Source organism: Candidatus Kuenenia sp. (assembly GCF_039794105.1).
GTDB lineage: Bacteria > Planctomycetota > Brocadiia > Brocadiales > Brocadiaceae > Kuenenia.
The window spans coordinates 81,775-96,456 of record NZ_JBDIWA010000005.1 but is presented as its reverse complement, the minus strand read 5'-3'; the positions used below and the strand labels follow the sequence as shown (position 1 = coordinate 96,456).

10 protein-coding genes are annotated in these 14,682 nt (G+C 41.3%); 3 read left to right on the top strand and 7 right to left on the bottom strand.

The window, feature by feature from the left end:
• Nucleotides 1–226 precede the first annotated feature (226 nt).
• The 6 genes from ABJL82_RS04795 to ABJL82_RS04770 form a co-directional block, all read right to left on the bottom strand.
• Nucleotides 227–3,544 carry a C25 family cysteine peptidase gene (locus ABJL82_RS04795; RefSeq protein ID WP_347273583.1) on the bottom strand — a complete coding sequence of 1,106 codons (3,318 nt, stop codon included), beginning with the start codon at nucleotides 3,542–3,544 and terminating at the stop codon, nucleotides 227–229.
• Nucleotides 3,545–3,560: 16 nt separating this feature from the next.
• On the bottom strand, nucleotides 3,561–4,703 hold the full coding sequence (locus ABJL82_RS04790; RefSeq protein ID WP_347273582.1) for a hypothetical protein: 1,143 nt from the start codon (nucleotides 4,701–4,703) through the stop codon (nucleotides 3,561–3,563).
• Nucleotides 4,704–4,846: 143 nt separating this feature from the next.
• Nucleotides 4,847–4,978 carry a hypothetical protein gene (locus ABJL82_RS04785; RefSeq protein WP_347273581.1) on the bottom strand — a complete coding sequence of 44 codons (132 nt, stop codon included), beginning with the start codon at nucleotides 4,976–4,978 and terminating at the stop codon, nucleotides 4,847–4,849.
• 127 nt (nucleotides 4,979–5,105) lie between these two features.
• On the bottom strand, nucleotides 5,106–5,987 hold the full coding sequence (locus ABJL82_RS04780) for a hypothetical protein (RefSeq protein WP_347273580.1): 882 nt from the start codon (nucleotides 5,985–5,987) through the stop codon (nucleotides 5,106–5,108).
• A 684-nt stretch (nucleotides 5,988–6,671) separates the two neighbouring features.
• Entirely contained in the window at nucleotides 6,672–8,006 is a 1,335-nt protein-coding gene (locus ABJL82_RS04775; RefSeq protein WP_347273579.1) for a hypothetical protein, read from the bottom strand.
• A 429-nt stretch (nucleotides 8,007–8,435) separates the two neighbouring features.
• Nucleotides 8,436–8,921: a DegT/DnrJ/EryC1/StrS family aminotransferase gene (locus ABJL82_RS04770; RefSeq protein WP_347273615.1), complete on the bottom strand. Its 486-nt coding sequence runs from the start codon at nucleotides 8,919–8,921 to the stop codon at nucleotides 8,436–8,438.
• A gap of 385 nt (nucleotides 8,922–9,306) precedes the next feature.
• Between ABJL82_RS04770 and ABJL82_RS04765 the strand changes: the two genes are divergently transcribed.
• Nucleotides 9,307–9,552 (top strand): AAA family ATPase, encoded by a 246-nt coding sequence (locus ABJL82_RS04765; RefSeq protein WP_347273578.1) that lies wholly within the window; start codon nucleotides 9,307–9,309, stop codon nucleotides 9,550–9,552.
• Nucleotides 9,553–9,675: 123 nt separating this feature from the next.
• On the opposite strand, the gene ABJL82_RS04760 is transcribed toward ABJL82_RS04765, so the two are convergent.
• Complete coding sequence (locus tag ABJL82_RS04760; protein WP_347273614.1) at nucleotides 9,676–10,626, bottom strand: cytochrome-c peroxidase; 951 nt, start codon at nucleotides 10,624–10,626, stop codon at nucleotides 9,676–9,678.
• Nucleotides 10,627–11,084: 458 nt separating this feature from the next.
• Between ABJL82_RS04760 and ABJL82_RS04755 the strand changes: the two genes are divergently transcribed.
• Together ABJL82_RS04755 and pgi are read left to right on the top strand one after the other, a co-directional pair.
• A complete protein-coding gene (locus ABJL82_RS04755) occupies nucleotides 11,085–12,860 on the top strand; it encodes a DnaB-like helicase C-terminal domain-containing protein (RefSeq protein ID WP_347273577.1) in 1,776 nt (591 codons plus the stop codon).
• Nucleotides 12,861–12,862: 2 nt separating this feature from the next.
• Nucleotides 12,863–14,515, top strand: a complete 1,653-nt coding sequence (pgi, locus tag ABJL82_RS04750; protein WP_347273576.1) for a glucose-6-phosphate isomerase — start codon at nucleotides 12,863–12,865, stop codon at nucleotides 14,513–14,515.
• Nucleotides 14,516–14,682 lie beyond the last annotated feature (167 nt).

The window sequence follows — 14,682 nt, the reverse complement described above, 5'->3', positions numbered from 1 at the left end:
TGCATTTTTTTGGCAACATATTTAATGATCCCTTATGCAGTAGGCAATCTACAGTCGGCAGTTGGCTGTTGACTAATGACCTCCTCTAGCGGGTTTGCAACCTGAACCTCACGTTTTATATTGTTCCTGATTTTTGTAGAGACGCATTGCATGCGTCTCCCTGTTGTGTCAACATTTTCTTTACGCGCAGCAGTTTCCGGACGCATGCAATGCGTCTCTACATTTATTACTTTATTTTTACCCTTATTTTTTCGGCAATATTATTCACACTGAATGCCACAACCGCCTTTCCCTTTTTCTTTGCTGTAATGACAAAAGATGCTTGTCCATTTACATCAGTTACAGCAGTTTTGTTTGCAATTTTTGCCGTTTTCTTTCCCTTTTTTATGTTTGCCGTTATCTCAAAACCCTCCGTATTGCCATTGGTTTCGCACCTTATTGTTATGAGTACTTCCCCTTCTTCTCCTTTCTTGAGCACTAATTTTTTCGGTTCTACTTCCATAGCGCTTATTGTACATTCCTGTGGAAAAGGAGTAGGCGTCACGCGGGGGGTTAATACAGGAGTCGGTGATGACGCCGGCTGTGGGGTAACCGTTGGACTGGCTGTTGGTATTCCGTCGTTAGCAACAACATGCAACCCTGTTGCTGGATCCCCAAACAACACAAAAGTCTCCACCAATTCACTCCAATAACTACTCTGGGAGTAAGCATCCAGTTTTGCTTCTGTGCTGATCTCGCCTAAACCAAATGAAGAACCGGTAAAGACCGTTTCATAAAAAGAAAGCATGAGTAATCTGTGTCCCGATGTATAGCTCAGGGCGGTTGCCGCCCATACGGCAATTGCCCCTTTATCCTGTAATCTCTGAAATTCTTCAGCAACTGAAACCTGTGTGCTTTTCCCCGTAAAAAATCCGTTAAGGCAGTTTGCAACTGTGACAACCGGCAGTTTATACCAATTATCCAGCAACGCAATGTCATCTGTAGTATAAATAGACGTGCTTGCATTCAGTCCCCACATATTTACAGCCCCGTGTCCAGTGTAATTCACCATAAAACAACCGTTATTTATATTCTGGGTTATATTAAATGCCACATCATCGTTTGCAGTATAATCGCCTACATAAACCCTTTTTGCGGTATAGTTACCAGGTAATAGTTCAATGATTTCTTCCGAAAGACTTTCAAAAGAAGATTGATCGTCATCCGCTACGAGTAAGACGTTTTTTGCCCAATCTTCCTCGGACGGATGCTGATCATAGAATATTACCTTATTAATAATGTCTTCCGCCTGTTCGATTGTTTGCGCACAGAGCCGTCCGATATGCATGTCAGGGAGGATATCATCGCCACTTACAAGTACAAACCAGTTATCCGAAGGCGTCTCTCCCAATTCGTCAGTTTCTATAATCTGGGAAGGGACATAATTTATCGTGCCCGATGCCAAATTATCGTTGTAATCCTGATACGCGTCTCCTATTAATACAACGTATGCAGGGGCGGGTTCCTGCCAATTGTTATACGTGTAAGACAGGAAATCCCGTATTGCCTGCGGGGAAAAAATACCGTCGTTAAATTCGTCATAAATATCGCCCACCTTCACCGTAACCACTCTTAAACCATCATCGATGCGATGGCCGGCCAATGCAAGTGCATTATCATAAAAATCTTCATGCGTAATAATAATATAGTCTGCTCCGTTACCGGCGGATTTCCATGATGATGTTTCATCCTTTTCAATTGCATAGGGAGTTTTATATTGCGCTAAAGTCAATGCCAGAAATCTTGTATCAGATTGGGCAACATCTTCAAATTGTAATGTGTATCTTTTGTTGTCGCTTACAATATTTGTGTTAATTATGCGCACAACTGCGTTGTGGTCTGTAATGTCAAATACCTCCATATCACTGCCAGTGAAGGAGGATACTTCAAATTGATAGACGCCTTCAGAAGGCGCACTAAAAAATAGCTCATCATTTTCTGCAACATACGTATCAAGGTAGTCTATCTCTGCCCAGTTGACCAGCAATTGATCAACCGAAGCCCCTGTATCACCCACTGTTTCTACCGTAATGGTATTTTTCCCATTGTTTAAATACTCATGGGATACGGTTGCTTCATGATTGAAGACTATTCGCCCATCCCAGTATTGATCGTCTATCTCTTTATCATTTATATATATCTTTGTATGGTGGTCCGGGTCATTCTTGCTGACGTCCGTATATCCCTTTAATTGCACCCGTATAGCAGCGGTCTCTGGAACCAAAAGGATATTCTTTATATTCAGGGTAAGCTCTTTTGTTTGCGGCGCGGTCAGTTTGCCGCCCCAGAAATAATGATCCTGCCCTTCTCCGTCCGGCATTGTTTGCCAGTAATATGTATTTTCTTCAACATGGACCGTTGCAGGAAAGTAATCAGGAACAGCGGCGTTGCCCGAAGGGGCGCCGTCGTGGGTATTCATACGGATGCCATTGGCAGAGCCGGTGGTTAGCCAGTAAACATTTTTATCCGTATAAATATCGGTATATTCTTCGCCATAAAAAACGATAGCATCCGAATTATTAAATACACCATCCTCTTCGCCTTCAATAAATATGGCAATTTCCTCTCCCTTATTTGTCATAGTCAAAGTGCGGGGATCTATCGCATCCACATCAAATCCGGCGTCGATAAGATCGTTGTAACTCAACGTATACATGCCTTCTTCTTTCACGGTTATTTTAAGCATGGGAGAAGCCTCAACGCCGGAGCTGTCCCTTTTTCTTTGAACGGGGGGACGGTATGAATTCTCCGCAATCACAGGGCGTTTTATATTGTGGTAGTTTATGATTTTCTTTTTTAGAAGATTTTCAAAAAAAGGACTTGCCATTGAAGGTTTTTTTTCAGGAGAAAGGGAAACCTCTTTCCATGAAACACGGGCGACAATCTTTCGGTAAATGCGCACCTCGCCAGTCACGGGATTGAACTGAACAGGCGTGAAATGTACTTGTGCAACCGGTTGATCACGCAGATATCCTGTATTGCCCATTTTTACCGGTGTGTCCGGAAAGAAGGCGTTAGTGGTATATATATGCTGGTTTTCAAAGAACGTCTGCATTATCCTGCCGGAGGGGAATGTATCCGGGTTTCCCCCTTCTATCCCGGATTTAGGGGCAGGATATATATTGTATCCCTGCAAGGTTTCATATTGTGCCTCTAAAATATCAAGAGAGACGCCATGAATAGCAGGCAAACCGACCATTGTTCCGCACTGGGGCAATTGGGGTTCTCCAGGCCTGGCGCTTTGTATGGTGTTTTGTATATAAATCCGCTGATATGTTTTACCCTCATGTTGTAATGTTTCGGTATGAAAGCCGCCTATCGTAAATTCCAGTTCAATTGACCGGCTGTCTGACGTCAATAATCTAACGGCAGCGTTGCACAATCCTGTATGCCACAGCATCAGGAAGGAGAGCATGGCGACGATAGGCACAATGAGCACACACCGTAAAGAATGAGCGAGGTAGTGGCGTACGAAAAATATCTTTGCAATCTCTCTTTTTATCATCTTCCCCCTCCGCGACCTATGCGCACACTTCGGCGCATACTCTATCTGCCATCTCTTGCAAGGGACCGGCAGTTAAGCAGTAGCACCGCGCTTGTGCTATAATGTTTGATAATTCCATGAATAATCTAACCGAACTGCCTTTAAATTCGTCCTGCAATATTTTTGATTTATAACTACCCTGGTAATTCCCCAGAAGTGCAAGAACGGCCTGGCTAACGGGTATGGGAATAAGTCTCGCATTACCGTTGAACGAAGCAAGTCCTTCTGTGCCCTTGAGGACGTCTAGCACAAGTATTTTATGCATGGCGCATATTGTCTCTATTTTAGAAAGAATTTTATTTGCCTTGTCCGCATACAGTCTGAGTACGGGAAAACTACCATTGATATCAACGTACATATTCCGTACCCCGGCAATGTTTTCTATGATGCGCAACACTTCATCATTCATTTGATCAACGAGAATGGTTAAGTCCTGTTCGTTGTTTTTCGTTAACCCCTTCTCATTCTGTAAAAAAATAATATACTCAATGGGCACTTTCGTGCCTGAACTACCAGGCGATATTTGATCGATATCCAAAAGCAGTTTATCCAGCCATTCCTCTCCGCCGGTAGTATCATCTTGAAAGCCAACCAATGATAACGTATCCTTTCGAACCCTCAGACTTCGGGGAAAGGGGTACACCAAATGGTCGTGTCTTCCCAGGGCAGCCATTTCATCAGAAAGAAACTTAAACCCTCTCTTCAGAAGTGTTAGTACTAAGGTAGTCTTGCCATACCCACCATCTGCCACGATAAGCACGCCGTGGTTATTGAAGGAAACTACGCCGGCATGGATTAAAAAATGGCTTTTTATTCTTGTAATAATGGACATGAGTATGCATTCATAAGCAAATCCGTCTAATAATTTAGGGTCATTGAGCGGCCAGATTTCATCATTGCACATCAATACCGGCTTGCCAAAAATGTTGTCAGGATGGGTAATTAAAGAAAATTCTATATGTGATGCAGAAAGAGAGGGAAATTCATTCTTCTGAAACCGGTTATACATCTTTGTAAAAAGGTCAATAAATTCAATGGAATCAGATTTGATTGTTACCGCCAAATCAAAGAAATAGAGCGTTACTTTGTTAAGAAGATACGGTTTTTGCAATAATTCCATGGGGTATTTGTACATTAAAAAAAGGTAACACTTTAGAGTTTTGAAAAAGCAAAGTGTTACAAAAAAGTACTTTTCAAAAAACATTGTAACCATTTACGTAACCGGTATGGGCGGTTGCCAGGATACCATATCCACCTACTGTGCTAGCCAAGAATATTGCCACCATTTACATAACCAGTATGGGCGGCGCCTAATTTCTCAAGCAGTTCTTCATCTGTATAAGTTTCAATCTTTGGCGGCTCATACACCAACACGGGTACATTTTGTACATTCATTTGCAGTCTCCTTTCAAAAATATGTCTGATGTTCGGTATCTAATGGTATCTAAACTTCTGTATTTCTCAGATGGATACCCCGGCTCAGAGAAAAAAATACTACTTCTCATACTATATTTTCTGCGTTTTATTCCGATACCTTTACCCACACCTTAATTGTACCATGCATAGTGCTCTTGCCATTTGTATCAATATCTTCCAATGTGTAAAAGTATCTGCCACTGCGGTCAGGAAAGTCCAAAAAGCTGTAGGTTGCGCCGGAAACAGCGTCGCCACCTGTATCGATTAATTCCTCATTAATCATGGTATACGGGTCTCCTATTCGTTTTTTGCGGTAAATGTTGAATCCTGCGTTGTCTATTTCAGTAGCAGTTTTCCACTCCAACAAAACTTCTCCGTTAAATGCATTAGCAGTGAAGTAAATGAGTTCTACCGCAGTGGTACCTCCGCAATCAATCACCAGCTCTATGGCGCGTCCATCCACAGCAGCAGTTTGGGCTTCGCCGTCGGCAAAAACCTGCACATGTACATTTAAATTGTTATATGCACCTTCTGAAAGAGATACAGCGGCTTCCCATCCATCGGCCTCCCCATTACTTAGCCCTATCCATGCAAAATCCGGCAGTGTGCCGTCGTTGTTATCGTTACTGTCAACGAGTTTGGTAGAATTCCCCAACTTTATAAAATTGTCTTCCGGCAACGCTAAAACGGGTCCGGTTTCCCCTAATACCAATGCATAAAGTATCTCATTTTCACAATCGTAACGAAGATAAAGCTTCGCATCTATAGAAGGATTTTTCTTCTCAGGGTTGCCCCCCCCCACACACATATTGGCAAAAAAATCGCCGGTTCCATCTTCTGCCAGGTTCCATTCGCTTGCATCGCCATCGACCGTTGCTGTGCCAAAAGCTGGCGCCGGAGGACTCGCGGCAAAGGAAGATGAAATAAAACTATTATTCATTATTATGCACACTATTAATGAAAATAATGCTACGGCGGTTTTAAACATGTATTGTTTCCTTACAAATAATGTTATTAGGATTAGCTCACAAAAAAGCTGTTTATTAACCTCCATGTGTTTTTAGCAAGGACCTGCACATTGTTGACGGGTAACAGGTCAGGTACAAGAAGTATGCAAAACGTTTCTGTTCAATCGCCCACGATTAAAACCGGCCTCCCCAGGCCTTGCGGACACAGACAAATAAAGGAATAGCATAGGCTCCCGGAAAAACACCTTATGAATGATCAATTGATATACCAATATGGTGCAATAATTTCAGATTTATTGTAATTAATTACCTAAAAATACGTTAGGAATAATATTCTTTTCAGATTATGGTAAACCTGGCAAACAACGAAATGATAAACCATTGTATATTTGTTTTTCTTTGCAAAATTTGCAGAAAATCAAACACAGCTTGAAAGCATTATGATTTGAGGGATTCTATTAGCAAGGAGAGGAGAAACATGATAGGCGAATACTCTTTTTTTATATTGTATTAGGGCGCAATATTTGCGCATAAATAGGGAGATTCTTGGTGAAAAGGGTTTTGGTGGCAGAGGCGGCTGTTTTCTGTGACCGCTACTTTTGTGGAATGGATAAAAGGTATGTATGTTAGATGTCTCAATTAAGCATCGGGGATGATAGATGATACTGTTGGATGTATTTTTACAAAATCTCACTTCAGAAAAACTAAAAGGTCAATCCTAACCCAAGAGATACCGCATTTTTCAATAAAACTCCGGAACTAAAAGTATTCTCTCTGTTCGCATATGAATAATCAAACTCTGCAAACCACCATTTTTGAGGGCGATACTTGATATTTAATTGCACATGAAAACTGTCAACATCTTCAATCTCACCCGACGCACCAATCGATTCTGCAAATCTCATGTTTGAATAGTACACATCAAGGTATCCATCAATACGGTCATGTTGGTTAATATATTTTATACCGACTTTTGTATAAAAGTAAGAATTATTATTTGATTGCCGTTGTTCTTTCAAACTCCTCTCTCCATAAATTTCGATTGATGAAACAGGATTAATGAGATAGCGGTCTCCCAGCACAATTTCCCATCCTTCAAAATTTTCAATGTTACTCTGCTTTTTATATTTTGAAGTTCTATAGTTTGTATTTAAATATATTTCATTTTTCTGATTAATAGTCCACGAGATGTTTAAGGGTATATCGTTTGTATAATTATCGTTGTGCTTAGAGGTCTGAGAGGCATCATATCGTTGAATGGAGTAAACAAACCCTGAGGACACCTTAACAGGCAAGAAAGGATAATTATATTCTATGATTGCGCCTATAGTATCAAGATTAAAGTCGTCACTCTTAAATTCGTCTCTTTGATAACTCACATCCTGGTTATCATAACGCATCAGAAAATCAACGTTAGGAAAGAAATCAGGGAAATCCAATTCAAATGAAGCAACATTCATATTAACGTTTCTTCTATCAACGAAAACATTAGGCCCCTGATCTTCAAAGGGGATGTCCAGTTCAGCAATATCACCGAAGTACCTTCTTTGAACACCGGGAGGAATCACATGTTTTCTAAACCGGTCACTGAAAATAAACGCAAAATCATTTGCGAAATAAAATCCAAGCGAGCCTTCCCACGATTGATTCACGCGGTCCCTTTCCTGCTCATCCTCGTAATCATAAATCTCTGCATCATATTTGAAGTGCGAAAGCAAGTGGTCTGAAAAAGGAGCTGCAATCAATAATGATGACCGATGTAAAGTGTAAAGATCAGAAACCTCTTCCTCTGCCGCATCATATACATTGTCATCATATATTTCATTTACTTGATACGAGGGCTTTATACCGACAGGCCCAATATGAATATCGTTATATAACAACGAAAGCTCTTCCATAATATTAAATTTTGATGCGGCAGAAAGCCCCTTCATTTCATAATTATTAACATCTATTTCCTCAGACATCCCACAAGGATATCGATATGCAACAGAAAAAAAGACCAATAATAGTATAAATCTCAAATATTTTACGCCCAAAATATCTCCTTATAGATTACCCTGTAAAAACTTCTTTTTTTTGTAAGTTTTTCTTAGTGCCGCGCTAGGTTCTTCGTGGTTAAAGCCTCTACATTTTGGTCACAGCTTTGCAGCGCTATGTACAAGTATAGGAATTTCAATATTTTTTAGTTAACAAACAATCCCACCCCTTAATCCCCTCCCAAGAGGGGAATTGTCTAATTCCCCTCTTGGGAGGGGATTAAGGGGTGGGTAAAAATGAATGACGTTGGGTCTTTATATCTTTTAAAACCTAACCTAATTTATAGCTGATTTAACGAAACAGGTCTTTTAAAGGAATGTCAAATAACACGGATAATAATTAAGTCGGAAAATATTTGCAAGTATTAAATATTGTATGTGTATGCCTTTTATGTACTGACAACTAAATACTATCCCCCCTTTTTCTTCTCATATTCCCGCCGAAAACACGTTAACTACCCGTTGCATATCTTCTCTGGTTAAACTCGAACCGGATGGCAAGCAAATTCCTTTATCAAATAATTCTTCTGCTACACCGGAACCGTAATAAGGACAGTCTTGAAAAACCGGTTGAAGACGGAGCGGCTTCCAAACCGGCCGGGATTCAATATTTTCTGCTTCTAATGCTAATCTAACGACTTCCCTTGAGAAACCACTTTTCGACGGCTCAATGGTCAGGTACGTTAACCACCGGTTACTTCTGCCAAATTCAACCTCAGGCATGAACTGAATACCCGGAAGCCCGTCCAATGCTTTTTTATAAAAATCAAAATTGGTTCTGCGTGCATTCACCCTGTCTTCCAAAACGCATAGTTGTCCTCTACCAATACATGCAAGCACATTGCTCAGCCGGTAATTATAACCAATATGGGACTGCTGATAATGGGGGGCTGTATCCCTTGCCTGAGTTGCCAGGCAATGTCATTAAGCTAAGCAAACGGCCGCAAAAATCCCCCTTAATAAAGGAGGAAAAAGGGGGTTGTTTTTAATAAAATAATTCTTAATACCTTAGTTATTTGAAAAATACAAGGGGACATTAAAAACAATATAGCCCCCTTAGGGGCGGTCTGTTTGTAACGCAATAAAATTCAACAGGTAAATAGCTCCTAGGAGCGGCCTGTATATGATTGACAGGAAGACAGGCCACTCCTGACGGAGCTTATAGGTAATACGTGCGGCAAAATAATGTTATTGTTGGAATTTTTCAAAAAACTAAAGTGTTACGTTTTTTTGAATAATGCGGACAAACTATTCAAATATTTCCTTGCAATTTCGGAATCATTTTCCGAAATTGCTATATATGTTGAAAAGATGGATTATCGGCAAACTTGAGCAAACAATGCGGCATACACCTGCCGTTGCCCTTTTTGGACCGCGGCAGGTGGGCAAAACAACGCTTGCACAAACAAGAGCTGAAAACCGGACAGCACTCTACCTGGACATTGAAGCCCCTGAAGATTTGTTGAAGCTGAGTGACCCTTCGGCGTTTTTGTCCCTGCATGGCGGCAATGATGAAAATTCCCCATTGATAAGAATACGGTGGTAATTTCCCTGAAGAATTTGCTGTTAAAGTTGCAGGATATAGACTGATATCCATACACCTCAAAATTACGAGACAAGACGCATTATGTGCAGATGGAGGAGATTCTTATTTCTTCCGCCAATGCCCTCAATTCCGGTTTGGTTGCGGTGTGTTTGCACTTGAAGGTGGCAGAATGGGATAAATAAGTTCGGGCTGATCTCCGGTCAATGTTTTAAGAAACGCAACAATCTTGCTTGTTTCATTTTCAGTAAGTTTTATGCCTAACTGATATTCCGCCATCACATTCACCGCCTCACTCAAACTCCACGTGCTTGCATCATGAAAATAGGGCGCTGTGAGCTCAATATTTCTGAGCAGCGGCACCTTGAAAACGTATTTATCATTCTCATCCTTTGTCACGTTGTAGCGTCCGAGCGTCTGGGTGTCTTTGTCATAGGGTTTTGCAGTGCCAAATTTCTTAAAAGAGTTTCCTCCCACCCCGAAACCGTTATGGCAGCCTATGCATCCTTTGTCCTTAAAAAGGTCGTACCCAGCCTTTTCGTCTGCGGTGATTTTTTCGTCATAGCCGTTCAGCCATGAATCGAACCGTGAGTTTGGAGTAGTCAGCGTTTCTTCAAATGCTGCAATGGCATCCGCAACGTTATCTATCGTAATCTTTCCCTCTCCATAGACGTCCTTAAACCACTTCACATATTCCGGGATCGATTGCAATACATCTACCGCAAGCTGATGGTTCGAAGCCATTTCCATAGGATTGGCGATAGGGCCTTTTGCCTGCTCCTTCAAATCCTTGGCGCGTCCATCCCAGAATTGCGCCAGATTAAATTTTGAGTTCAGGACGGTTGGTGAATTTATAGGACCAAGCATCCATTTATGTCCGATAGAAGTCGGCAGATTATCCGCACCGCCCGTAGAAAGATTGTGGCAGGAATTGCACGTAATCCATCCGGATTTAGACAACCTTGGCTCAAAGAACAACTTTTTCCCTAAATCCGTCTTTGCCCTGTTATCGTCAAAATTAATCGGGATCGGTTTGATGGGTTCTTTTGACCGTGAAGATACAGCGCCCCCCTGCATTCTTCCGCCTCTGCCATAGCCGATATTCCGGGGCGGTTCCTCCGCAGAAACCAGTACAGGGAATACAAAGGTAATAGCGGCAAATATCCACAAACAACACATGGTAGCAAATCTGGTAATCTTCATATATTCTCCTTTTTCGTGTGTAATGAAAACGTAGCCATTAAGTAATTCATAACAACATAATTCAATGTTAACTACAACGATTTTTGTTTAATAATATTTATCAAATGCAAAATTGTCAACAGCATTTATTTGTGTTTATAATTAGTTACGTCACTATTTAAATAAACAAATAAGAGGAACTAAAATACAGAATGAAGAGACAAGGGAAGGATCATTTGTGTGCGTATGTTATAGCATTTGGTGAAGCCGGAAGAATTAAAAAACTTGCTATCTTTAACCTTTCTGATTTAATATCACCCACACAAAAATATTCATAAATCTTATGACATATCATGGAACCAATTGAATTAACAAAAAAGTTTTATCTCGAATACCTGCCCGGGGCGGAATCAGAAGGCAATATGCTAAAGGCTGCATGTCCAATTTGTCAATCCGATGACAAACAACAACACGCTGGGGATTTCTTTGTGAATCTGGACTCCGAGAGTTACTTTTTTGGATATTTTCAGTGCAAAGGCAAATGCCGGCAGGAAGGCTTTCCGCTTTATTTCGGAAAATGCCTTGAAATTGATCTTGCAAAAGTTCCTGGCTACGACCCCGACAGGGAACAATATGTAAGAAACATTAATTATCCTGCAAAAAACATAAATTCCGAGATTATTAAATACTCCTACCTCATGGGAGAAAACGAATATAAACACTTTCAGGAATTTGAAATATCAAAAGAGGTCGTCAATGAAATGAAGGTGGGATACAATGGCCGGTATTTTGTTTATCCCTACTTTCTTGAAAACGGGAATTGCTATATCGCACACTGTATGCATCCGTCAAAATCAGAAGACGCTTTCTGGTATGGGAATAAGGAGTTTTTTACCAGCATACCCAAAATATTTAATACATCAGAGATTGAAAGATGTGAAAACGGCGCATTGTTCATAACAGAAGGCGAAACCAACCTTCTTGCCCTGAAAGAACTTGGTTATCCAGGCATTGCAGTACCGGCTGCGGCGGATTTAGAGCATCTGAGTCCGGAACAGTTTGCTTACATAAACTATATTTTTATTGTGGTAAACAACACACCGGAGGCATACCTTTCGGCGCATGAACTCGCTACAAGATTAGGCTTCAAGGTAAGGATTCTGAAGTGGGGTTCTCAGGCAAAACGGGGTTACAATCTTTGCGAATTAGCCAGAGAAAAAAGGGACGGTTTTAAAGAAACTGTCTCGCTTATGATTCAATCCTCAAAATCTTTCTCCCCCTTTACATCTCCGGAAAAAGAACATCACATATTTTTCGAGTCCCTTGAAAAGAACGCCGGCAAATCCTTAATTGGCTTAGCATCCGGTTTGGAAAAACTCGACGCTTCGCTGAACGGCATACGGGGAATCAACATCATGGGAGGACAACCCAAAGCGGGTAAATCATGTTTCTATATGCAAGTTTCAACTGAAATGGCAAAACGGAAAATACCGGTGATTTACTATGATTTCGAAAACGGTCGTCAGAAAATTTTTCACAGGACACTGTGCCGCCTCAGCAGGCTTTCCGAAGAAGATATCCGATTGAATTACGCGCGTGATGATGTAGCAAACAAGCTGCAAAAAGCCCGCTCTGAATTTGCGGATATGTTAAAATACTTCCGGGTGGTAAACGACCGCAAACTAAACCCCGATATCATGCGACGCCATATAGACTTTATTCAACACGAAACCAGGACCGACCATTCCGTAGTAATCATAGACAGCCTTCACAAACTGCCTTTCCGTGACCTTTCCGACAGACGTTCCGGCATTGATTCCTGGCTGCGCCACATAGAAGCCATCAGAGACGAACAAAATACCGCCTTCTTTGTGATTTCCGAACTCTCCCGCGGAAACGAGGGACATTATGGTAAAAAGCCCGATCTTGGTTCATTCAAGGAATCAGGAGATATTGAATACAGCGCAGACAATGCCATGATCTTAATTCCAGACTGGGACCCTGTGGATCCCGCATCTTCTCAGGATAAAAAGAGCTTTTTATGGCTGGTCGCCAGCCGTGAAAACAATCCGGGCAAAATTGCCACTTATCAATTAGAATACCCCTATTGGAGCTTTAAGGAAGTGTAATTATGTTAAACAAAATCAACCCTACAGAAACAAAAAGCTGGAACAGCCTCGCTGAACATTTCAATGATATTCAGCATATTCACATGAAAACGTTTTTTGCTGAAGACCCTGACAGATTTAAAAAATTTTCCATTAGATTTAACGACATACTTGTTGACTATTCCAAAAATATCATAACGGACGAAACCTTAAGACGCCTTATCGCCCTTGCAAGAGAAACCGGACTCGAAGACGCTATCGGAAAAATGTTTTCCGGCGATGCAATAAATGAAACGGAAAATCGCGCCGTCCTGCATACCGCCTTACGAAACAGGGAAAATACTCCCATCTATGTTGACGGCAAGAACGTAATGCCGCAGGTAAATGCGGTCCTAAAGAAGATGGAAGCATTTTCGCGCAATGTCATTTCCGGAGAGTGGAAAGGATTTTCCGGCAGGAAGATTACTGACATAGTAAATATTGGCATCGGCGGTTCTGATTTAGGGCCGGTTATGGTCACTGAATGTTTGCGTCCATATGCCAAAAACGGCCTATCGGTTCATTTCGTTTCAAACATCGACGGCACGCATATTGTGGAAACACTAAAAACGCTGAATCCTGAAACCGCCCTGTTCATGATTGCCTCAAAAACGTTTACAACGCAGGAGACAATGACGAATGCATTCTCCGCAAGGGAGTGGTTTTTACAATGCGCAAAAGATCACGCACATGTTGCAAGGCATTTTGTCGCTATCTCAACAAATACGGAAAAGGTGGAGGCGTTTGGCATTCACAGGGACAACATGTTTGTATTCCGGGACTGGGTTGGGGGCCGTTATTCGCTCTGGTCGGCAATTGGTTTGTCTATAGCCTGTTTTATCGGTTATGAAAATTTTAGTGAATTGCTGCACGGCGCCTTTGAAATGGACAACCATTTCAAAACCACCCCGTTTGAAAAAAATATTCCAGTGATACTTGCCCTTATCGGGATATGGTACAACAATTTTTTTGGCGCACAAACAGAGGCTATTCTGCCCTACGACCAATACATGCACCGGTTCCCCGCATACTTCCAGCAGGGCAATATGGAAAGTAACGGGAAATCTACAGACCGGAGCGGCAATAAGGTCAATTATCAGACAGGTCCCGTTATTTGGGGAGAGCCGGGGACAAACGGACAGCATGCCTTTTATCAATTAATCCATCAGGGCACAAAATTAATCCCTGCCGATTTTCTTGCCCCTGCAATCAGCCATAATCCTATTGGAGAACACCATAGCATTCTTTTATCAAACTTTTTCGCGCAGACGGAGGCGCTTTTAAAAGGGAAAACAAGAGATGAAGTCATCGAAGAGTTGAAGAAGGAAGGTAAAGGTGATAATGAAATACAAATGTTAGCCCCTCATAAGGTATTTGAAGGAAACAGGCCCACCAATTCCATACTCTTCAAAGAACTAACCCCAAAAGTGTTGGGCAGTTTAATTGCCATGTATGAGCACAAAATATTTGTACAAGGTGTTATCTGGAACATCTTCAGTTTTGATCAATGGGGAGTGGAACTTGGTAAACAACTCGCAAAAAAGATATTACCGGAATTAACGGATAACAAACCGATAGCCACCCATGATTCATCTACAAACGGCTTGATTAATGCCTATAAGGAAATGCGGCAATAGTTCACGTATAGTAAACCCTAAAAGGTATTTCTTTGCACTTTTTGGCAAAATATTTAATGGAGGAATCCGAATTTCTAATTTTGAATTTGTCAGAAATAATGAAATTGAAAAATTATTTAATCATGGTTATTCTTCTGTCAGCAAACAAGCAAGTAATATAAAGGTCT